Origin of the sequence: Pseudoalteromonas sp. Scap03 (assembly GCF_013393115.1) — a bacterium.
Lineage (GTDB): Bacteria > Pseudomonadota > Gammaproteobacteria > Enterobacterales > Alteromonadaceae > Pseudoalteromonas.
In genome coordinates this window covers 94,921-117,541 of sequence record NZ_VDEU01000002.1, presented here as the reverse complement: position 1 = coordinate 117,541, position 22,621 = coordinate 94,921, and the positions used below count along the sequence as shown (strand labels likewise).

Annotated in this window: 22 protein-coding genes; 19 read left to right on the top strand and 3 right to left on the bottom strand. The window is 40.8% G+C overall.

What is annotated here, in order from left to right; all coding sequences use genetic code 11:
* Positions 1–179: 179 nt before the first annotated feature.
* The 13 genes from FHG08_RS15890 (at position 180) to FHG08_RS15830 (ending at position 11,266) form a co-directional block, all read left to right on the top strand.
* The gene (locus FHG08_RS15890; RefSeq protein ID WP_178957029.1) at positions 180–1,697 is read left to right on the top strand and encodes a sensor domain-containing diguanylate cyclase; all 1,518 of its coding nucleotides are present in this window, start codon (positions 180–182) and stop codon (positions 1,695–1,697) included.
* A 79-nt stretch (positions 1,698–1,776) separates the two neighbouring features.
* Positions 1,777–2,430: a thermostable hemolysin gene (locus tag FHG08_RS15885; RefSeq protein WP_016899999.1), complete on the top strand. Its 654-nt coding sequence runs from the start codon at positions 1,777–1,779 to the stop codon at positions 2,428–2,430.
* Positions 2,427–3,905 (top strand): AMP-binding protein, encoded by a 1,479-nt coding sequence (locus FHG08_RS15880; protein WP_178957028.1) that lies wholly within the window; start codon positions 2,427–2,429, stop codon positions 3,903–3,905. Before FHG08_RS15885 ends, FHG08_RS15880 begins: the two co-directional genes overlap by 4 nt.
* Entirely contained in the window at positions 3,898–4,587 is a 690-nt protein-coding gene (locus tag FHG08_RS15875) for a TenA family transcriptional regulator (protein ID WP_178957027.1), read from the top strand. The genes FHG08_RS15880 and FHG08_RS15875 overlap by 8 nt, the downstream gene beginning before the upstream one ends.
* Entirely contained in the window at positions 4,584–5,354 is a 771-nt protein-coding gene (locus tag FHG08_RS15870) for an SDR family oxidoreductase (RefSeq protein ID WP_178957026.1), read from the top strand. The genes FHG08_RS15875 and FHG08_RS15870 overlap by 4 nt, the downstream gene beginning before the upstream one ends.
* Positions 5,355–5,367: 13 nt before the next feature.
* Complete coding sequence (locus tag FHG08_RS15865; protein ID WP_055011599.1) at positions 5,368–6,015, top strand: hypothetical protein; 648 nt, start codon at positions 5,368–5,370, stop codon at positions 6,013–6,015.
* Between the two features lie 11 nt (positions 6,016–6,026).
* On the top strand, positions 6,027–6,686 hold the full coding sequence (locus FHG08_RS15860; RefSeq protein ID WP_178957025.1) for a response regulator transcription factor: 660 nt from the start codon (positions 6,027–6,029) through the stop codon (positions 6,684–6,686).
* A gap of 62 nt (positions 6,687–6,748) precedes the next feature.
* Entirely contained in the window at positions 6,749–8,050 is a 1,302-nt protein-coding gene (locus FHG08_RS15855) for an ATP-binding protein (protein WP_178957024.1), read from the top strand.
* Positions 8,043–8,396: a cupredoxin domain-containing protein gene (locus FHG08_RS15850; protein WP_178957023.1), complete on the top strand. Its 354-nt coding sequence runs from the start codon at positions 8,043–8,045 to the stop codon at positions 8,394–8,396. The genes FHG08_RS15855 and FHG08_RS15850 overlap by 8 nt, the downstream gene beginning before the upstream one ends.
* A complete protein-coding gene (locus FHG08_RS15845; protein ID WP_178957022.1) occupies positions 8,383–9,123 on the top strand; it encodes an iron transporter in 741 nt (246 codons plus the stop codon). Before FHG08_RS15850 ends, FHG08_RS15845 begins: the two co-directional genes overlap by 14 nt.
* Positions 9,120–9,833: a hypothetical protein gene (locus FHG08_RS15840; protein ID WP_010388689.1), complete on the top strand. Its 714-nt coding sequence runs from the start codon at positions 9,120–9,122 to the stop codon at positions 9,831–9,833. The genes FHG08_RS15845 and FHG08_RS15840 overlap by 4 nt, the downstream gene beginning before the upstream one ends.
* 261 nt (positions 9,834–10,094) lie before the next feature.
* Entirely contained in the window at positions 10,095–10,304 is a 210-nt protein-coding gene (locus FHG08_RS15835; RefSeq protein ID WP_008467029.1) for a cold-shock protein, read from the top strand.
* A 236-nt stretch (positions 10,305–10,540) separates the two neighbouring features.
* Positions 10,541–11,266, top strand: a complete 726-nt coding sequence (locus tag FHG08_RS15830; protein WP_256872146.1) for an ABC transporter substrate-binding protein — start codon at positions 10,541–10,543, stop codon at positions 11,264–11,266.
* Positions 11,267–11,809: 543 nt separating this feature from the next.
* Here the strand turns inward: FHG08_RS15830 and FHG08_RS15825 are convergent.
* Both FHG08_RS15825 and udk read right to left on the bottom strand, forming a co-directional pair.
* Positions 11,810–13,036, bottom strand: a complete 1,227-nt coding sequence (locus FHG08_RS15825; RefSeq protein ID WP_138609254.1) for a NupC/NupG family nucleoside CNT transporter — start codon at positions 13,034–13,036, stop codon at positions 11,810–11,812.
* Positions 13,037–13,053: 17 nt separating this feature from the next.
* Positions 13,054–13,683 carry a uridine kinase gene (gene udk / locus FHG08_RS15820; RefSeq protein ID WP_008110733.1) on the bottom strand — a complete coding sequence of 210 codons (630 nt, stop codon included), beginning with the start codon at positions 13,681–13,683 and terminating at the stop codon, positions 13,054–13,056.
* Between the two features lie 192 nt (positions 13,684–13,875).
* Here udk and FHG08_RS15815 point away from each other — a divergent pair, with 192 nt between their 5' ends.
* The 5 genes from FHG08_RS15815 (at position 13,876) to FHG08_RS15795 (ending at position 18,639) form a co-directional block, all read left to right on the top strand.
* Positions 13,876–15,093 carry a phosphopentomutase gene (locus tag FHG08_RS15815; protein ID WP_138609256.1) on the top strand — a complete coding sequence of 406 codons (1,218 nt, stop codon included), beginning with the start codon at positions 13,876–13,878 and terminating at the stop codon, positions 15,091–15,093.
* Between the two features lie 66 nt (positions 15,094–15,159).
* Positions 15,160–15,861, top strand: coding sequence for a purine-nucleoside phosphorylase (gene deoD, locus FHG08_RS15810; protein WP_008110728.1), 702 nt, complete (start codon positions 15,160–15,162; stop codon positions 15,859–15,861).
* Positions 15,862–16,773: 912 nt separating this feature from the next.
* Positions 16,774–17,517: a ferredoxin--NADP reductase gene (locus FHG08_RS15805; RefSeq protein WP_178957020.1), complete on the top strand. Its 744-nt coding sequence runs from the start codon at positions 16,774–16,776 to the stop codon at positions 17,515–17,517.
* 90 nt (positions 17,518–17,607) lie between these two features.
* Complete coding sequence (locus tag FHG08_RS15800; protein ID WP_178957019.1) at positions 17,608–18,309, top strand: nuclear transport factor 2 family protein; 702 nt, start codon at positions 17,608–17,610, stop codon at positions 18,307–18,309.
* 9 nt (positions 18,310–18,318) lie between these two features.
* Positions 18,319–18,639, top strand: coding sequence for a hypothetical protein (locus FHG08_RS15795; protein ID WP_008112665.1), 321 nt, complete (start codon positions 18,319–18,321; stop codon positions 18,637–18,639).
* Here the strand turns inward: FHG08_RS15795 and FHG08_RS15790 are convergent.
* Positions 18,636–19,517 carry a tetratricopeptide repeat protein gene (locus FHG08_RS15790; protein WP_138606994.1) on the bottom strand — a complete coding sequence of 294 codons (882 nt, stop codon included), beginning with the start codon at positions 19,515–19,517 and terminating at the stop codon, positions 18,636–18,638. The two genes, FHG08_RS15795 and FHG08_RS15790, sit on opposite strands and share 4 nt — an antisense overlap.
* Positions 19,518–20,154: 637 nt before the next feature.
* Between FHG08_RS15790 and katG the strand changes: the two genes are divergently transcribed.
* On the top strand, positions 20,155–22,335 hold the full coding sequence (katG, locus tag FHG08_RS15785; RefSeq protein ID WP_178957018.1) for a catalase/peroxidase HPI: 2,181 nt from the start codon (positions 20,155–20,157) through the stop codon (positions 22,333–22,335).
* The last annotated feature ends 286 nt before the right edge of the window (positions 22,336–22,621 follow it).

Sequence of the window (22,621 nt, the reverse complement as noted above, 5' to 3'; positions counted from 1 at the left end):
CAAATATAAATCGTATGATTTAATTATCCTTAAAATAACAAAAATTAGGTCACTTAGTTCTATTTATGTATTATATTAATGATGTATGCAGTGCATAGCAGTCGTTTTTATTTGCTTAGGATGATATTAAGTTGCGTTTTCGATTACCATTTACTTTTAAACTTAGGCAATTAATTCTTTTGTTAGCTATGCCCGCTGCAGCTGCTATTTTGTTTAGTGGTTTATATATTAGTTATCAAGTCCAAAAAGAACGGGTAATAGAAGATACCCTGCAAAGTAATCATGTATTTGCCAGTAAGTTAGCCTCAGCAACTGAGCACTTTTTAACAGCAGCAATGCAGCAACTTGAGTTTTCAGCCAGTATTATTGCTGAAGATATTACCAACACTGAGTTACTCCAAGCTGAAACCGACCGGCTTTTAAATCAGACGCATAGCTTTAATTCGGTGGCAATTAACATGCAAGGTGTTGTTAAAGCAGCCTCACCTGTGTCTTTAAATATTATTAATAAAACGGTTAATTCAGTCCATTCTAAACAGGCTCTTAAATCGCAGCAGCCGCAGGTTAGTCTGCCTTATATTTCGCTGGCTAATAATTTAATTATTGTTGTCTCCTATCCTCTGTTTGATCTGGCAGGGAATTATTATGGTTATATTGGCGGTAGCTTCTATTTAGAGCAGCAGAGTATTTTAAATGCTTTGTTAAAACAACATAGTTACGATGGCGGGGCGTACTTTTATGTGGTCGCTGATAATAAAACCTTACTTTATCACCCTGATTCTAAGCGCATTGGCAAGCAAGTATTTAATAACCCAGTTATAGAGCGAGTTTTGCAAGGTGAAGATGGATTCACTCGAGTTATAAATAGCCAAGGAGTGGCTATGCTGGCCGGGTTTTCCCACGTAGGACTTGCTAATTGGGGGATTGTTGCCCAGCGAAGTGAAGCGGCAACCCTTGCTACGCTTGATACTTTTCAAGGGCAGGTGCTTAAGCGAATGTTGCCCATAGTAATCATTACTTTTTTATTAATTGCTATGCTAGCTCACTATATTGCTAAGCCATTAAGACTGTTAGCCGATAGCGCTAATTTATCGACCGATAAGAAAAACGTAGATCATCTTAAAAGTATTAAGTCTTGGTACTTCGAAAGTAACCAGCTTAAACACGCGATGTTAGAAGGGATTCATGTTTTGCAATCGCAAATGGGACAATTACGTCAAGATGCACTTACCGATCCGCTAACCGGCGCGCATAACCGGCGGGGTTTAAACATATTGCTTGAAAATTTGATGGATAAGCAGATCCCGTTTGCAGTGCTTGAAATTGATATCGACTTCTTTAAACAGGTTAATGATACATTTGGCCATGATACGGGTGATGAAGTACTAAAAACCCTTACTCGTATTATACAATCGTTATCGCGCAAGCATGATATTGTGTCACGCACTGGTGGAGAAGAGTTTTTACTGGTATTACCTAACGAAAATAATGATAGTGCGTTTGTTATCGCTGAGCGTTTACGTAACCAAGTAGCCACCACATCAATGGCAAAAGTAGGCTATATAAATGTATCTATTGGTATCGCTACTTGGCCACAGCATAGCGATGATATCGATCAAGTATATAAATGCGCTGACAAAGCGCTCTATCACGCGAAGGAAACGGGCCGTAATAAAACCGTGATAGCCAATTTTTAAAAAAATTAACTTACCTTAAGTTTTATTTAAGTTTCGCCTATTAAATTCTACCTATAGATTTAATACAGGCGATGCTTTTATGCAACTAGCTCAACAACAGTCATCATCAACACTTTTTCAGTCGTTCACACAGTTTGTGAGCGCCAGAGAATGTGATGAACACCGTCAGCGCCTTGAAGATACAGTAAAACAAGGCTTTTTAGCTGCGTATAATGCCAGCCTAACTTCATTTATGCCATTACTCTGTCAGTATAAAACTCAGCAAGGGCATTGCACTTTAGGGCTTAGAAACGCCACTTCTCCTTTATTTATTGAACAATATTTAGCAGCGCCCATTGAGCAGTTTTTACCAATGGGCACACAGCGCAGTAAAGTGTTTGAGTTAGGTAATCTCTATTCAACACACAGAAAAGCCACGTTATCGCATTTTATTATTGTTAATGAAGCTTTAAGAGCTATTGGTGCTACTAATTTGGTTTTTTGTGCCACCAAACATGTACGCGCTTTATTGCGTTTATTAGGGGTAACGTGTAATGAAATTGCATTGGCTAACAGCAGTGTTGTTGAGCAACCAAAAAGCTGGGGAAGTTACTACGCGAACCAGCCTACCGTATGCATTGTTAATTTAGAGCAAGCACATCTACAAGTACTTAATACGCCAATGCTACTTGATATTAAACAACAAAATACACATGGCATTACGGCATTAATCAATGCGCTGGAGGCGGTATGAGCATGTTAAATAGCTTGAATGACTTAGCTACTCAGTCAGTGGTTGTCGCGCATTTTGCGAATCAAACACAGCAGTTAACAGGTACTGAAGTGCTTCAAGAAATTAATAAAGTAGCGGAAATTTTTGCAAACTCAGATGCTAACGCAATTGCATTTCAACTTGATAATACTCCCGCTTGGTTGGTGCTCGATGCTGCGACAAATGTTGCTAATAAAGTAGCAATACCAATTGCCCATTTTTTTAGTCAACAACAAACGCAATATGTACTGGCACAGTGTGGCGCACAGCTGTTTATAAGTGATATGCCAAGGCTTTCTTTGGGGGCCCATACATTGTCTATTACTTTGTTTGAACATTACACCTTGTATATTTATCAGCTCAAGCTTAATGAACCGATTAATTACTTTGAGGGCACTCAAAAAATCACATTTACTTCCGGTTCTACTGGCGAGCCAAAAGGGGTGTGCTTATCAACACAAAGCCAGATGCAGGTGGCTCAGTCATTATGTGAGCAAATAAATATAAGTAAACCAACTCACTTATGTTTACTGCCACTACCTGTATTGCTTGAAAATATTGCAGGTATTTATGCGCCTTTGTTAAGTGGCGGTTGTGTACATTTAATGCCATTAAACGAATTAGGTTTTGTTGGCTCAGGGTTAAAAAACCCTAACAAACTCATTAGCGCAATCGATAGTGTAAAACCTAACACCCTTATTTTAGTGCCTGAGTTATTAACGTGTTTAATTGCGTTTGCAAAACAAGGTTGGCAGCCGCCAAAGTCATTACAGTTTATTGCAGTTGGCGGAGCGCTCGTGAGTGATACTTTAATTGCCACCGCCAGAGATCTTAATTTACCTGTTTATCAGGGGTATGGATTATCAGAGGCGGCATCCGTTGTAAGTTTAAATACGCCCAAAAATGATGATTTAAAGAGTGCTGGTGAAGTGCTAGGGCACGTTGAAACGAAAGTTGAAAATGGTGAGTTATTTATTAAAGGAGCGTTATTTTTAGGGTATTTAAATCAAGCGCCGCATAACCCAAATACCTGGTACGCCACTGGCGACTTAGTATCTAAGCGTAATAATAAGCTGTACATAAAAGGGCGAGTAAAAAATCTGATCATCACCAGTATGGGGCGTAATGTTAGCGCCGAATGGCCTGAATCATTAATTTTAAGCCAAAGTGCGATACAGCAAGCGGTGGTGTTTGGTGAAAGCCAGCCATTTTTAAGCGCGCTTATTTATGCGGCTCCCAAGTTTAGTGATGAGCAATTAAAAGCACATTTAAAAACAGTAAACCAGCAACTTCCTGACTACGCACAGATTAAAAAGTGGCATCGTTTGGCCCAACCTTTAAGCGAGCAGCAAGGATTATTAACCGCTAATAATCGCCCTAAACGAGCGGCAATTAGCCAGCACTACAGCCCTATTTTTGAACAATTTTACCGACTTGGAGAAGTGATCCATGAGTGATTTTTTTAATACATTAAAAGCACAAACTCAAAACGAGCGTGAGTACTTATTAGCTGCGCCAATTATACAGCGTGTATTTAACGGACAAGCATCACTTGAAGAGTATGCCTCGTTTTTAGCGCAGGCTTATCATCATGTAAAACACACCGTTCCTTTAATGATGTCACTTGGCGCACGTTTGTCTGACGAGCAAGAATGGTTACGAGAAGCTGTAGCTGAATATATTGAAGAAGAAATTGGTCATCAAGAGTGGGTGCTAAACGATATTGCAGCCTGTGGGTTTGATAAAGAAAGTGTGCGCTATAGTCAGCCACAATTCGCCACTGAAATGATGGTGTCGTATGCCTACGATAGTATTGCACGTAAAAATCCGCTTAGCTTTTTTGGCATGGTGCACGTATTAGAGGGGACCTCAATTGCGCTTGCTGATGGAGCCGCATCAAACATAGCAAATGCAGTAGGACTTCCTAAAAAAGCGTTTAGCTATTTAACCTCTCACGGCGCGCTTGATATAGAGCATGTTAAGTTTTTTGAAAACTTAATGAATCAAATTACAGACGAGGCGGATCAGCAGGCTATCTTACATGGCGCAAAATGTTTTTACCGTTTGTACGGCGATATCTTTCGCGCTTTAGACGACGAGCCGTTTTTTAAAGCATCAGCACAAGAGCAACACGCATGAATACCGGCTTATGTGTATTAACTGGTGCGACAGGTGGAATTGGTCAAGCCATTGCCAAAACACTACACGGCCAAGGTTGGCAACTACTCTTGGTGGGGCGAAATAGTGATGCCCTCAATACGCTAAGTAGTCAATGTCCCGGTAGTATAGTTTTTGTGGGGGACTTAACGATTGCCGAAAACATGTTGGCACTCGCCATTAAAGCCAAAAAATTAGGGGGCGCTAAGTTACTCATAAACAATGCAGGCATTAATGTAATGCAAAGCTTAAGTGCATCGAGTAGTGAGCAAATTGATAATCTACTGAGCACTAACTTAGCCGTCCCTATGAAATTATGTCAGCTGTTTTTAGCGCAATTGCATGCGAATAAAGGCTCCATAGTTAATGTTGGGTCGTCATTTGGCAGCATAGGTTACCCGTATCAAACACTTTACTGTGCTAGTAAGTTCGGTTTACGTGGTTTTAGCGAAGCGCTATCACGAGAGCTTTCAGACACACCCGTTAAAGTTAGTTATTTAGCACCAAGAGCAACCGATACAGATATTAATGATGCACAAATACGAGCAATGAATAAGGCGCTTGGTAATCAAATGGACTCCCCGCAGTTGGTAGCTGATGAGTTAGTTGCGTTATTAAACTCAAATAAAACCAGACGATTTATTGGTTTTCCTGAGAAACTTTTTGCACGTATCAATGGCGTTTTTCCACGTATTGTGGATAACGCAATTGCTAAACAGCTCCCTAAAATAAAACAGTTTTTAGGTTAATAGAGGATTTATTATGAAAAAATTTACTTTAGTAGCTTATTTAAGCATTGTTAGTGTGTTTTCATCGCCGGTATTTGCAGACGAACAAAGCGATTTACTCGCTATTCAACAGCAGTGGGCGGTCGCTAATTATGAGCTTAAAGATGATGCACAAATCAAAGCCTTTACTCAACTAAGTGAGCAAAGTGCTCAATTTATTGAAAGCTACCCTGATTCAGCAAATAGCTATACGTGGAACGGCATTGTACTGGCCAGTTTTGCTGGCGCAAAGGGTGGGTTAGGGGCGCTGGGCTATGCTAAAGATGCAAAAGCGTCATTAGAGCAAGCCCTTAAAATAGACGACAGTGCTTTAGGTGGCTCAGCGTATGCCAGCCTAGCAACCTTATACAGTAAAGTACCGGGGTGGCCTATTGGTTTTGGTGATGATGACACCGCCGACAAGTTTTTTAAGCAAGCGCTCGCTTTTAACAAAAAAGGCATTGATACTAACTACTTGTATGGTGAGTTTTTATATGACGAACGTGAATATGAGCAAGCTAAAGCCCATTTGTTAGTTGCGCAAGCAGCAGGTATTCGTGATACTCGTGCTAAAGCTGATAAATATCGTCAACAAGCAATTAGCTCTTTATTAGCTAAAGTAGATAAAAAACTAAAGAGATAACAAAATAAACAATGCATTTATTATTAGTTGAAGATGATCATCTTGTGGCGCAAGGGCTTTGCCGCTCATTGCGCCAAGAAGGCTACAGTGTAGAGCATAGCGCAACGGTTAAGCATGCATTGCAATGCTTAGGCAGTGGTGAAATAGAGTTGGTTATACTTGACCTAGGTTTACCCGATGGTGATGGTTCACAAATTCTAAAGCACATAAAAGCGCAAAAAAAAGTGATTCCGGTGGTTATACTAACTGCACGAAGTAGCATAGATGACAAGGTGCAAGGGCTTGATATGGGCGCTGATGATTATTTAGCTAAGCCATTTGAACCAGCCGAATTATTTGCTCGTTTGCGCGTAGCGAGCCGACGAGTAAATCAAACTCAGTCAAGTTTATTACACTGTGGTGAAGTGACCATGGACACGTCAGCGCATAGTGTCACACTCAGCAATGAGCTGCTTTCTCTGCCACGAAAAGAATACATGCTGCTAAAGGCACTATTGGAAAACCAAGGTCGCGTGCAATCTAAACAGCAGTTAGAAAACAAACTGTACCAATGGGGTGAAGAGGTTGGCTCTAACACCATTGAAGTGCATATTCATCACCTACGAAAAAAATTCCCCAGCGATTTTATTAAAACTCTCCGTGGTATTGGTTATGTCGTGGGAAAGAGATAGTTCACGTGATTAAAACGCCCCTAGATTGCACAAACTTGAATTTACAAAGGTAACCATACTTTATGTCAATTCGTAAGCGTTTAACTCTTATTTTACTATCAATGATGGTGTTAACGTGCTTTTTAGCTTTAGTCAAAGGCTACCAAAAAAGTATGAGCCATGGTGAGCAACTACTTGATAGTGAGCTAAAAGTAGTCGCTGGAGTGTTGATGCAACAGCCTTTATCTATAAACGCCATGGCGCCAAAAATGCAAGAAAGCGCCCAATTACTGTATCAAATTTGGCAAGCTGGTGAGCTCCTTAGTGGCTCTGACGAATTAAATCTTGATTTGAGCCAGTATCAAGCGGGTTTTCAAACGCTTAATATTGCAGGGCAGCGAATGCGGGTATTCGTTTTTGTCACTTCTTTACGCACCGTGGTTGTTGCCGAGCCGATTGCTAAGCGGTTTGAACTAGCCGAGGCGGTGATTTTATCAGCCATGTTGCCTATGCTTTGGGCGGTTCCTTTGCTTGCGCTATTTATTAGCTTTTTTGTTAAATATGCACTGGCACCATTAACCCGTTTATCAAAACAGTTAGCTCTGCGCCAAGCAAATGATTTCACTGCGATCAATTGGCAGGTGACTGATGAAGAGATAAAACCGGTGATCAGCCGCTTAAACGATTTATTTAAACGCGTAGAAACCGCCTATTTACGAGAGCGTTTTTTTGCCTCTGATGCGGCACATGAATTACGTACTCCCCTGAGCAGTTTAAAAATTAATGTGCATAATTTGGCTGCTCAACAAGGCGATAACCAAGAATTACAAGCCATGACTCAAGGTATTAATCGACTGTCCAATATAGTAGAGCAAATGCTAATACTAGGGCGTACTCAGCCAGAGCAGTGGCAAAAACAGTTTAAGGAGCAGTCATTATTAGCGATCACGCAAGAAGGTGTTAGCCAGTTGTATGAAAAAATAGAGGCTAAAAACCACACTATTAGTCTTGAGGGAGATGACTTTATCATTAACGGTGATGAATTTACCTTAGTGACGTTGATTTCAAACCTACTTAGCAATGCCATAAAGTACGCACCAGCCAATGGACAAATAAAAATAACGCTAAAGCAGATGCACAAGCAGCGTATTTGGCAAATAGAAGACAGTGGCCCAGGTATGACGGACGATCAAAAACAACTGATATTTAACCGTTTTTATCGTGTTGGCGGTGACCAACACCCTTCGGGTGAACAAGGTGCGGGTTTAGGCATGGCAATAGTGCAGCATATTATTGCTATTTATCGCGCTGAAATTCACTTAACGGATAGTGATTTGGGTGGCTTAAAAGTACAGGTAGTTTTTGCAGGAGCTAAATGTGATTAAACGACTTATTAGGCCTTACTTATATTGTTGTGTATTTTTATCATTTAACGCCGCCAGTAAAGACTACCTTATTGTACTTAAAGATCATTTGTTTTACCCCGCAGAAATCGTCGTACCGGCCAATAAAAAGGTACGCTTGTTAATCGAAAATCAAGATAGTACGCCTGAAGAGTTCGACAGTTTCGATCTCAATCGAGAGAAAGTACTTTACCCTAAGCGCAAAAGCGTTATTTATATCGGGCCGTTAATCCCTGGGCGTTATGAATTTTTTGGCGAGTTCTCGCCCAATACGGCGCGTGGTGCTGTCATAGTGACTGAAAAGGAGCGCTCTAATGCTAATTACTAGCCTAGTGATGAGTCTAAACCAGTTACTGCCGGTGGCCATTTTACTTATTTTACTCCAAGTTGTAGCCAAGCAAAGTTTAATGAAATTGCTGGGAGGGCTTATTTTAGGGATCGGGCTTTCATTTTTGTTTGTAAAAAGTGCGCCGTTAATGAGCCCCTTGTTTGACTATCAGGGTTTAGAATATGCCCAAATTGGTTTGTGTATTTTAATTTTTATTAGTGCACTGTACTACGCCATTAAACAGGCAACAGCTGCTTTTATGATTGCGATTATCAGCGTAATGACACTTTATTTAAGTCACTACATTATTTACCTGATTGGCTTTTGGCAAAACAACGAAGCGGCACAAAGTTTATTTATTGGCACTTTTTTAGGTTTGGGAATATGCAGCAGCTTTAGCGTGTTGTTGTATTTTTTATTGAGTGCAATCAAACAGCGCTTTGGACTTACCCCTTTATTGGTATTGTTAGCATTAAATAGTGCGGCAAAACTAGTTGTGGCGCTTGATTTGGCGAGCCAAATTGATTTGATAGCAACAACGGTAACCGTATGGGATTTACGTGCCATTTTAACCGAAAACTCAGAGTTTGGGAGAGTATTGCGAGCTCTGATTGGTTATGAGGCTACGCCTAATTTAACCAGTGTTTTAAGCTATGCGTTGAGCAGCGTGTTATTTTTATCTGTTTGTTATTTTATTCCTAAATCAATCACTAAGGAAAAATCATGAAAGCAATAAACCTATTTGCAGCCACTGTATTAATTGGTTTTTGTTTATTAATACCTAAGCTGGCTTATGCTGATGGCATAGTAGTAGATAAAGTTTATCATCCGTATGTGTTGCCGTTTGAGCGCGAGCTAGAATGGCGGCTTGTGTCGCATCAAACTGATAGTGGTAATATTTTAGCGCAGCGCGTTGGCTTAGGCGGCGCAATAAACGACACCATGGCATTGGAAGGCTACATCGTGGGTGAGCGCGATGATAACGGTGACTTTGGCTTGCAAGCGTATGAGTTAGAGCTTAGATGGCAGTTAATAGAGCAGGGCAGGCTATGGGCTGATTGGGGCGCGTTATTTGAATTTGAAAAACAGCATGACGCCGACGCATACGAAGCAACCTCTGGTTTTGTAATTGAAAAAGAGTTTGGTCGTGCAAGCCTCACCATGAATGCTTTTTTAGTATACGAATGGGGGCAAGATATAGAAAACGAATGGGAAAGCGAGTTTAGAGCGCAGTATCGCTACCGATACTTGTCTGCTTTTCAGCCCGCGGTTGAGGTGTATCTTGGTGAAGACTTTGTGGGTATTGGCCCTGGTTTTATAGGCTTGCATCGCTTTGATGGACAAAAACAATTAAAGTGGGAAGCCGGTTTTATTACTGAAATCAGCCAGTCAGAGAAGAATCATAGCTTTAGAATGGCGTTAGAATTTGAATTTTAAGCTGCTTAAACAAGTGCTTAACATTTAAAGTGAGTTACGAAGGTTATTTTATTAATTAAATCACATAAAGGGTTGACTTACCCCTGTAACTCTATATAGTAGGCCGCAGCTAGAAAGAAAGCATGATAATTTATAAATCTCCATTTCGTTGTTGTATAAGTAATACTTGTAGTACCGTCCTGAAGTTTTTAAGTACCATCTCATTTTTTGCTACACCGCCCATTAGGGCACAATTTAATTTTTTATATCAGGAATAATACTATGTCTAACATCGTATCAGGTACAGTTAAGTGGTTCAACGAGTCTAAAGGTTTTGGTTTCATCGAGCAAGAAAACGGTCCAGACGTTTTCGCACATTTCTCAGCAATCAAAAGCGAAGGTTTCAAAACTTTAGCTGAAGGCCAACGTGTAGAGTTCACTCTTTCACAAGGTCAAAAAGGTCCTCAAGCTGATAACATCACAGCTCTATAATTTTACTTTTTAAGTAAAATGAAAAAAAGCGCTTAAGGCGCTTTTTTTGTGCCCAAAATTTAAGAACATCCCACCACCGCTTTAATATTCCCGTCATTTTATTGCTATTTACGTCATCTGCTATTTTAACATTACAAACAGCGTTATAAATTAATAGTCTCTACGAGTTTTCTAGGTTAAAGTTATTACTTAAACCACAGGGGGTGTGTATCTATAAATTTATATTATTAGCTTTTGTGCTGTTATTTAGCCAAAAAATTCAGGCTGCTGAGCCTAAGCTGGTTATTTATACCGAAAGTTTTCCTCCGTATAACTTTCAAAGTAGTGCTGGCCAATTGGCGGGTATTAATCATGACATAGTAAAAGATGCCTGTGTCCGTGCCGCACTAAAGTGCGAGTTTATTATGCTACCCTGGAAGCGCGCTTACCACTTAGTGCAAAATAACCCACAGTCAGCCATTATTTCTTTGGCAAAAACGCAAGAGCGAGAACCTCTTTTTCAATGGGTTGGACCCTTGGTGTCAAATCAAACCTATTTTTATAAATTAAAAATCAGCGAACATATTGTGATGGACGATATCACCCAAGCTAAAAACTATTCGTTAGGTATAGTGCGTGGCGATATTTATGAAATGCTGGTGCGCCGACTTGGGTTTGTAGCTGATAAAAACTTATTGCTATTTAGCGACACTGACTCGTTTATGCGACTGTTTTTTAAAAACCGCATCGATTTAATTATTGGATCTGACTTTACCATTGACCATCAAACTGAACCATTTGGATACTCTAGAGATGATTTAGTGAAGCTCGAACAAATTCATGTAGATGAACTTAAAGGCAACTATATTGGTTTTAATACAGCTGCTTCACCTGTGATCGTAGAACGTTTTAATCAAGCTCTAAAGCAACTTAAAGCAGAGTCTGGCTATGAACCTTACATTAACCGTTATGTAAAAAATTAAAGCTTAGATCGGCCAAGCGCGGAAAAGCTCAAAAAGTTCCCGCTTAATAATGCCTATATTACCTCTTCACAGCCATTCATCCTTGTTAACTTCGCACTCTCAAGCGCCTTTTATAAAGGGCTGACAATTAAATGCTTCTGCAGTTACACAGTTGTTCATATTTTTTAGTAATACCAATTCGCTTAATTAAGTGGTCTATTTTGAGGCTGGAAAAACGAGTTGATAGCTAGGCAAAAAATTCGCTATTTAGTTGTTCTAAATGAGAATTTTTTAACACAGGTAGCGACACGTTTAGCCCCGCAAAATGATTAAGTATTATTGCGGATTGGTATAAGTGCAATGATGGCTAAGGAGTGCGTGGATGAAGGTTAAGCAAAGCATAATTTTGGGGGGCGAGTTGTTGAGGATTTAGAAAGTAGAGGTGCTAAAACGATAAAAGGGCCTTGCGGCCCTTGGTGAAGTATCGTTCAAGTCAGATAGTGCTTTAACCCCTTAAAGCGCTATCCTATTGTTTTGCAACAGATGGATCATCTCTTTAAGTTTCTAAGCTAGCGAGAGGAAAAACCCAGCAATTGCTGCGCTCATAAGGTTAGCCATAGATCCTGCTAACACTGCTCTGAGCCCTAAGCGTGCGATATCCTTTCGCCGACTAGGCGCCATACCGCCTAATCCACCTAGTAAAATGGCTATCGATGATAAGTTAGCAAATCCACACAATGCAAAAGTAACAATTGCTTGCGTGTGAGCACTTAACGTATCGCGATAATTTATAAAGTCTAAGTAAGCAACAAACTCGTTTACTACTATCTTTTGACCAATAAAGCTGCCGGCTATAATTGCTTCATCCCACGGTACACCGAGTAACCATGCAACAGGAGCAAATAAATAGCCTAATATTTCTTGAAGCGTCAATGTTGGGTAATCGAACCACCCACCAACGCCGCCTAATAAACCGTTTAGTAGAGCAATTAACGCCACGAAGGCAAGTAGCATTGCACCTACGTTAAGTGCTAGATGCATGCCGTTAGCTGCGCCTGATGCTGCTGCATCAATTACATTAACTGGTTTATCATCATCACTTAAATCTAAATCTGCTAAGTTATCTTTAGGAGTTTCTGTTTCTGGCACAATCATTTTTGCCATTAAAAAACCACCTGGCGCCGCCATAAAGCTTGCCGCAATAAGATACTTAAGGTCTACACCAATAATTACGTAACCGGCCATTACAGAGCCTGCTACAGTGGCTAAACCACCTACCATTACTGCAAACAATTCAGACTTAGTCATTGTTGCTATAAATGGCTTAACTATTAGCGGTGCTTCAGTTTGGCCCACAAAAATATTGGCCGTTGCTGAAAGCGATTCTGTACGCGAGGTTTTCAAAAGCTTTTGTAAACCACCGCCTAAAATTCTAATTATCCAATCCATAATGCCTAAGTGATATAAAACAGCTACAAGCGCTGAGAAAAACACAATAACCGGCAATACTTGAATTGCGAATATAAAACCAAGCGTATCTTGCGACGCTAGCGGACCAAATAAAAACCCAATACCGTCATTTGCATAACCAATAACCGATGAAACAGCTGCTGACATGCTTGTTAATACATTTTTGCCTGCTTCAAAAAACAGAACAAAACCGCCAATAACGACTTGCATAGCAAACGCTATACCAACGGTTCTTAAACTAATTGCTTTGCGGTTAGTTGAAGCCGCAAAGGCAATGCCTAGTAGCACCATCATGCCTACTAAGCTCATAAATGTTGTCATACAAACGTTTCCCGTTGTTATTCTTGTAAAATGTATTTTATTTTACTTTTTATAATATCAATCGCAACGCGATTCATACCGCCTCGAGTCACAACTAAATCAGCGTTATGCTTTGAAGGCTCAATAAATTGATAAAACATCGGTCTAACAGTTGCTTGATATTGCTCAACAACAGATTGTAATGTTCTGCCTCTTTGTTCCATGTCGCGCTGCATTCGGCGCATTAAACAAATATCTAGCGGTGTATCTATAAACACCTTAATATCAAATTCTTTATTAAGTGCTTTATCGCTCAGTAATAAAATACCTTCTACAATGAGTATTTTAGCCGAAGCCACACGGCGTGTTTTATCGCTGCGTGTATGTTGGGCATAATCATAAGTTGGTACTTCAACTGAGTGGCCATTACGAAGTTGTGTTAAATGCTCAAGCATTAATTCGTGTTCAAATGCATCAGGATGGTCGTAATTCGTTTGCGTACGATGTGCCATCGGCAAATGCGATTGATCCTTGTAATAAGCATCTTCTTCAATAATGGCGATAGCGCCTGGTTCAAGCTCATTCACCAATTCATTGTATATTGTTTGGCTAAATAGAGATTTGCCGGACGCCGATGCGCCTGCAATAGCTATAATAGTTCGTGTCACTAAAGTTCTCACCCACACAGAAGGATATATTGTTGGTAGATCACAATAGCAAAAAAGACACGATTAATCTCTTTTGCTTCGCTTAAGAGTGCAAATTTATAATGTTTAGGTTTTATGAAACAGGACTTATGTCCTGTACGGAAAAATCGAAGAGCGGATAAAGTAACCACCTAGAACAGATGTGAGGTCACAATGGCAAGAGCAATTATCTTAATGGCGGATAGTTTAGGAATTGGCGCAGCACCCGATGCAGATAAATTCGGTGATGTAGGTGCTAATACATTCGCACATTTACTCAAGGCATATTATGACGAAACTGGCAGCAAGCTTTCGCTTCCTAACCTTTCAAAATTAGGGTTAGTAGATGCATGTGAAGCCGCTGGTAAAGAACCCTGTTTAATTGCTGATCGCAATGAGCCACAAGGCGCATGGGGTTATGCAAAAGAGCTTTCAAGCGGAAAAGATACGCCATCGGGACATTGGGAAATGGCTGGCGTGCCGGTGTTATTTGATTGGGGATATTTCCCAAAAACACAACCGAGTTTCCCACAAGAATTTGTAGACGAGTTTATTGCTCGTACAGGTATTCCGGGCATTTTAGGCAATTGCCATGCATCGGGAACCACCATTTTAGAGCAGCTAGGTGAAGAGCACGTAAAAACAGGTAAACCAATCTGTTACACCTCAGCTGACAGTGTGTTTCAAATAGCCGCGCATGAAGAATCATTCGGCCTAGAGAAGCTTTATCAAGTATGCGAAATCGCACGGGCGCTGCTTGATGAAATGAATATAGGACGAGTGATTGCGCGGCCATTTTTGGGTTCAAATAGTCAAGACTTTGCCAGAACCGGTAATCGTCGTGATTATTCAGTATTACCGCCTTCGCCAACATTGCTTGATGTACTTGCAAAAGACGGTGGCGAAGTCATTAGTATTGGTAAAATTTCAGATATTTATGCGCACCAAGGCATTACCCAAAAGCATAAAGCACCAGGGTTAATGAACTTGCTAGAAAAAACCAGTGAAGTGATGGCAACTGCGCAGGATCACAGTTTAATTTTTACCAATTTAGTTGATTTTGATGAAAAGTTTGGCCATCGCAGAAATCCTGTTGGCTATGCTAAAGCGCTAAAAGAGTTTGATGATTACTTACCAACTATTTTAGAGCAATTAAAGCCAGATGATTTATTAATGATCACCGCCGATCATGGCTGTGACCCTACCTTTCCAGGGTCAGAGCACACTCGTGAGTATGTGCCAGTTATTGCTTATCAGCCAGGAATGAACAACACGCCACTGGGTGAGCGCAATAGCTTTGCTGATATCGGTCAAACACTTGCGCAATGGTTTAACCTAAAAGCGTTAGAGTATGGTGATGGCTTTGTCGATAAGCTAAATACAGTTAAGTAATTTAAAAATACGCTACTATATTTTTAAAGTAATAGGGCTTTTAGCCAAACAAAAGGAAAACAATCAATGAGTACTCCGCATATCAGTGCAAACGTAGGTGATTTTGCCGAAACAGTATTAATGCCAGGCGATCCGCTACGCGCACAATATATTGCTGAAAACTTTTTAGATGATGCAGTGCAAGTAACCGGCGTACGTAACATGTACGGCTTTACTGGAACTTACAAAGGTAAGCCAGTGAGCATTATGGGTTCTGGCATGGGCATTCCTTCAATGTCAATTTATGCTCGTGAGCTTATTGTTAGTTTTGGCGTTAAAAATATTATCCGTATTGGTACCTGTGGTGGTATTGGCAGCGATATTAAAATTCGCGATGTAATCTTTGCACAAGGTGCAAGCACAGATTCTAACGTGAACCGTGCCCGCGTTCGTGGTACTGACTTTGCAGCGATTGCTAACTTTGATTTACTTTTAAACGGCGTTAATGCGGCTAAAGATTTAGGCATTGATGCAAAAGTAGGTAACGTATTTACTACCGATACTTTCTATCAAGCAGACGACACTTTCTACAAAGACCTAGACAAACTAGGTGTACTTGCTGTTGATATGGAAACAGCTGGCCTATACGGCGTAGCAGCAGAATATGGCGCAAAAGCAATGGCATTATTTACCGTAAGCGATCACGTGATCACCGGCGAAGCAACACCTGCAGATGAGCGTCAAACCACGTTCAACGAAATGGTTAAAATTGCCCTAGAGTCAATTTAATTAACTAAATAACCTGAACTTTGGTTAAGAGATTTACTATCCAGAGTTCAGGTTAAATATAACAGTTCCTTGGTAACGTATTCACTAAGTTTTGGAGACACGCCCAAAGTGAAGTGAGACTAAACCCCCAAAGCCGCATTTTATGCGGCTTTTTTTATGCCTGAGATTTTGATGCGAGCTTCGAGCTACGGGCTACGAGCTTTATGTTCCTAGGTTTTAGCACTAGCTCGCAGCTCGTCACTCGAAGCCCGTTGTTTTCTCATTTACTCTCATTCACTTCTCTGTGTTTAAACAAGAAATTAGACTTTAGATGTCAGATTAAAATGCGCGAGGTAAACTTCCGCCTACTGATATGGTTACCTTCTAAATTTACTTTAGGCGGGGCTTTATGCCGTGCAAGGTCATTAATTAAAAAATATTTACCACCGAGAACACTGAGTTTACAGAGAAATGCTTAAAAAATACCAATCCACCTCTGTGTAGCGCAAAGCGCCTCGGAACCCTCTGTGGTGAAAAATTGTTTTTAGCAGTAAGTGCCTTTCGTAGTAGCGATTTTATATCGCGTCAGGTCTAGGATATTAAACACAAATGCGCGAGGTAAACTCCCGCCTACTGATATGGTTAACTTCTAAATTTACTGTAGGCGGAGCTTTATGCCGCGCAAGGTCATTGTTCACAAAGAGGGCAAAGAGACGCTGCGCTGAAAGAGTAGATTAAAGATCTCAGGTTTTAGCACTAGCTCGTTGCTCGATACTCGAAACCCGTAGCCCGAAGCCCGTTGTGTTCCCATTTATTTCCCTGTCAGAATTTATAACTTAATGCTAATGTTTAAGTTATAAAGCTTGCCTTTAAAATGAACAATTTTAAAGTTTTAGCTGATAGCTAAAACACGTCTTAAACTCTGGAGTAACTATGTCTAATTGGATTGATGCGACAGTAAAGTCAGTCAAATGGTGGAATGAATCGTTATTTAGCATAACCGTTCACGCTGATGTAGAGCCGTTTAAAGCAGGACAATTTACAAAGCTTTCTATTATGGACGGTGATAAACGTATAGCTCGCGCCTACTCTTATGTTAACGCCCCTCAAAGTCCTGATTTAGAGTTTTACCTCATTAACGTGGTTGATGGTTTACTATCCTCTCATTTAGCCACTCTCAAACCAGGTGACACCGTATTAATAGAGCGCCGAGCAACTGGTTTTTTTACTCTAGATGAAGTGCCAGCAAGTGAGCAATTGTGGATGCTGAGTACAGGCACAGCAATTGGGCCATTTTTATCAATGCTACAGCAGAGCGAAGTATGGCAAAAATATCAACACATAAATTTAGTGCATGGGGTACGGAAAAATAGCGATTTAAGCTATCAGGAGCTTATTGGCAAACTAAAAAGATTATACACTAGTCAACTCAACTATATTCCGGTTGTTAGCCGTGAGGCGCCTTTACAGGGCTTAGCTGGTAGAATTACCACAGTAATTGAAAACAACGCTTTATATGAGCACGTTGGATTATGCGCCACACCAAATAACGCGCAATTTATGTTGTGTGGTAATCCGCAAATGGTTAAAGACACCACAGAATTATTATTGGCTCAAAACTATAAGCGTAATCGCCGAAAAGAGCCGGGGCATATCACTGTTGAGCAGTATTGGTAGTGAGTTATAACGTTATAATAACTATCTCAGAGGCCTAAAATTTGCTATGTTGCGCTTTAATTGCATTTAGTCTTTGTACTTAGGAAATCCATGAAATCTTTATTTATTATTTGTGCCTGTTTATTGGCCGCTTTCACGTTAAATAGTCATGCTATAGAGCAATCAACACAGCTGGACGAGACTAAACAAACACAGCAAAAAAACGCACCGCAGCAACAAGATGCGCTTGATACATTAAGCCAAGAGGCTAATACACCAAAAAAGCCGGTTGTTGAGAAAGTAAAAGCAGATGACTCTCAAGTACTGGGCAGTGAATCAACAAAGCCCGCACAGCAGCCTAATAGTAAAGCTGATAAAGCACAGGCTGTTGCGCAAGCTGAGCAAGCAGTAACACAAGCAAAAGAAGCACTCACAGCAAGGCAACAAGCCAAAGCAAAACAGTCTCGCGAGTCACTGGCTGTTGTTGAGCAATTAGTAAACGCTTACAACGCGCGTAACATTGAAGAATTTATTCGCATGTATGATGAAGATGTTGAGTTTTATATTTTCCCGAATGAGCTATTATTTAAAGGCAAAGAAAAACTAATAGCGCGTTATGGCATTATGTTTAAAAAACTTAAGTGTCTGCGCTCATCACCAATTAAGCGTATTGTGCATGGTGACATTGTAATAGACCATGAGCTATCAGAAACCTGTTCAACGGATGCGAACGTTATAGATAAACGTTCAGAGCTTATTTCAAGTTATCAGATCAAAGATGGTAAAGTGGTTAGAGTTTTATTTTTTAGGTAATTATTAATTATGCAGCTAAGTGACGAGAAAAAAATTCGCGTAATGTATCGAGTAGAGCCAGGCTGTTTAGGCCCTGATGGCGTAGACCACATTGAAGACTTTTGTCGCTTTGCGAACAAGCACATTAAATCGCCTTATTATGCGCAGTTATTATTTTTACCCCGATACGACAAGCAAAAAGATGAGCGCCAATATAGCGTTAAAAACCGCAATTTATCTCAGGTGCAGGCTAAAGCGTACTTAAATCATTTTGAAATTGACATAGAAGACTTTGAAGAGCAGCTCGACGAGCTGCTCTCTAAATCAATAGATTTATACTTTAAACGCTAGGCTTCATTTGAAACAATAGCATTAAAGCTTTCGTTATCATGTAGGCTGGCAAAAGCACTTTCGTGAAGTAGCTCGTTTCGCAAGTTAGGCGAGTACTCAAGCGACATTTTTATATCAGCTAGAGCATCTGCATGCTCATGGGTTAAAGCATACGCACAGGCTCTTTGCCAATAGGCGTAACCATAATCACTGTCTATATCAATAGCTTGATTACAAAGCTCAATAGCTTGCTCAGTCTCATTTAGCTCTAATAATGCATCCGCTTTGTAGGCAATGGCTTCTACATCTTCTGGTTTACGTTTTAAAATCTCATCGAATATTTCAATTTTATTAGCAATATCACTTTCTAGGTTGGCTCGCATCCATAACGAATGAACTTCGTTGGTGATCGATATACGTTCTTGGTTACTGAGTATTTCTTCAGAGCGAACTCGCAGTTTTTCTTCTAAAATTTTCAAGCGGTCTTCGTACTCGTCAGTAATAACACTAACTCGAGTGTTTACTATATCTTCTACTTTATTTTTTACATCACGTAATGAATTCCAGCCCACCAATACTAAAATAGAAGCGGTGGCGGTGATAATAAAAAATACATTGTTAATCGTGTCGGTTGTGTAAGTTAGCGCCCGATCGGCGGTGTCTAACTGAGCATGAGTGACCTGTTTGGTTAAGTCTTCACGCAGTTTTTGTTGATCTTGGCGTACCGACTTCAATTCGTCGAGAATATAACGCTCAAGTAATGGCTTGTACATCGGTTCTTTTAGCTGTGCTAATTCACGTTGCTGTTGCTCATCCAAGGTTGCAGTGTTTTTATCAGCAGCTTGCACTGCAGATGAAGCACCTATAAAAACAATAAATAGTAAAAAATAAAAACGCATTGATATGCCTAGTTAAAAAATTAATTAATCGCTTCGCTAACTTTAACATGCGCACATCATTGGTACTAGGGTGAGTATAGGGAAGCTGGTATTAACTTGGGTGGCAGTAATTATAGGCAAAAAAAACCAGCCCAAGGTGGGCTGGAAAAAACTACATCAACATCTCAGGGAACAATAGGAGATAGGGCCTAGTGTATGTGTCACTACCTGAATTTTTACTTAACTAAATTCAAATAGTTAAAAATAGGGAAGAAATAAAGGTGCATAAATAATTTATACACCTTTTATAACTATAATTTCATGGCGAAGGGGGGTATTCCACTGTGCACTTAAGATAACCTAAGTCACTTTCAAACCCTTCAGCATACATTACGTGGCTATTTTTAATAACGATCATCTAATTTATAAAAAGTTTTAATATTCATTTGCTGGCAGCATCATCATATTTATAAATGATTGTAATCGTTTTAAAGCATCGCCTTGCTCTAGCGTATCAAAGCAGCTACACGTATATTGAATAAGTAGAGACCATACACGTCATTCATTTAATGGCAATAAAATAACAGCGCTCCCAACTGGTGAATACCAAAAGCAGTAAGCATGGGCGTTTTTATTTATACTTAAAAAGGAGCTCAATATGGATAATCCTAAAGCGGGTAAATGCCCGGTTATGCATGGCAGTAATACCACAACTGAAAACACCAATACAGATTGGTGGCCAAACTCACTGAATTTAGACATTCTTCATCAGCACGATAGTAAAACCAGCCCTTACGATAACGACTTTAATTACGCCGACGCTTTTAATTCATTGGATTTAGAGGCGCTTAAAACCGACCTAAAAAATTTAATGACTCAAAGCCAACCGTGGTGGCCAGCCGATTGGGGGCACTATGGTGGCCTGATGATCCGTATGGCGTGGCATGCTGCGGGCTCGTATCGTTTAGCGGATGGCCGAGGCGGTGGCGGTACGGGTAATCAACGTTTTGCTCCACTTAACTCATGGCCTGATAATGCTAACCTCGACAAAGCTCGCCGTTTGCTGTGGCCAATTAAAAAGAAATACGGCAATAAGCTTTCATGGGCTGATCTGATGATTTTAGCCGGTAATATGGCGTATGAATCAATGGGACTTAAAACCTTTGGCTTTGCTGGCGGACGAGAAGATATTTGGCACCCAGAAAAAGACGTTTACTGGGGCGCAGAAAAAGAATGGCTTGCGCCTAGTGATGAGCGTTATACCCAGGTTGATAAACCCGATACCATGGAAAACCCATTAGCAGCAGTACAAATGGGCTTAATTTATGTAAACCCAGAAGGGGTTAATGGCAAGCCCGATCCGCTTAAAACCGCAGATCAAGTACGCGAAACCTTTGCCCGCATGGCCATGAACGACGAAGAAACCGCAGCACTTACCGTTGGTGGCCACACTGTTGGTAAAACTCACGGTAATGGTAAAGAAGAAAACTTAGGCCCAGAGCCAGAAGCTGCCGACGTACATGAGCAAGGCCTTGGTTGGAATAACCATAAAACCCGTGGCATTGGCCGCGATACCATGACCTCAGGTATTGAGGGCGCATGGACAACCTACCCAACTAAATGGGATAACGGCTATTGTAAATTGTTACTCAATTACGAATGGGAGCTAACAAAAAGCCCTGCCGGTGCTCATCAGTGGGAGCCGGTTAATATTAAAGAAGAAGATAAACCCGTTGATGTGGAAGACTCATCAATTCGTTTAAACCCAATAATGACCGATGCCGACATGGCAATGAAGCTCGACCCCGCATATCGTAAAATTATTGAGCGTTTTAATGACGATTTTGAGTACTTTACTGACGTATTTGCTCGCGCATGGTTTAAGTTAACCCACCGTGATTTAGGGCCAAAATCGCGCTATTTAGGTGCCGATGTACCAAGCGAAGATTTAATCTGGCAAGACCCAATTCCAACGGTTGATTACACCTTAAGCGACGCTGAAATAACCGACTTAAAAGCGAAGCTACTCAATTGTGGATTAAGTGAAACCGACTTAATTAATACCGCATGGGACAGCGCACGTACTTATAGAGGCTCCGATCACCGTGGTGGTGCTAATGGCGCCCGTATTCGCCTAGCTCCGCAAAATAACTGGCAAGGTAACGAGCCTGCGCGTTTAGCCAAGGTACTTAGCGCACTTGAAACACTGCAATCGAGTTTAATTAAGCCTGTTAGTATGGCTGATTTAATCGTACTTGGCGGCACCGCTGCAGTAGAGCAAGCTGCTAAAAAGGCCGGAGTTGATGTAACCATACCATTTACCCCAGGGCGTGGCGATGCAACTGATGATATGACCGACGCAGAGTCATTTGAGCCATTAGAGCCAATTCATGATGGCTTTAGAAACTGGTTGAAAAAAGACTACGCTGTATCCGCCGAGGAGCTATTACTGGAGCGCAGCCAATTAATGGGCTTAACCGCGCCAGAAATGAGCGTGTTACTAGCTGGTATGCGCGTACTGGGCACTAACTATGGCAATAGTGAGCATGGCGTATTTACCGACAACGTAGGCGTACTGAGTAACGACTTCTTTGTTAATTTAACCGACATGAACAACCGCTGGGAACCTGCAAGTAAAGGCGAGTACAACATAGTTGACCGTGCAAGCGGTAAAACTAAATACACGGCTACGCGGGTTGATTTAGTGTTTGGTTCAAACTCAATCCTACGTGCATTAGCAGAGTTTTATGCTCAAGACGATAACAAAACCCGTTTTGTACACGACTTTATAAATGCATGGGTAAAAGTAATGAACGCCGATAGGTTTGATATTAAATAAACCTTTTTAATATTTAAAAAGGAGCAGTAATGCTCCTTTTTTTTATTATTTGAAAGTTACGAGCTGCGGGCAACGGGCAACGGGCAACGGGCTGCGAGGCGCGAGGCGCGAGCTAGTGCTAAAATCTGAAACCTTTATCCTTTAACCTACTCTTTCAGCGCAGCGCCTCATAGCCCTCTTTGTGCATAATTCACTAAAAGCTATTTGAACACAGAGAAGCGAATGAGAGTAAATGAGAAGACAACGGGCAACGGGCTGCGAGACGCGGGCAAAATGCAGCGCCTCA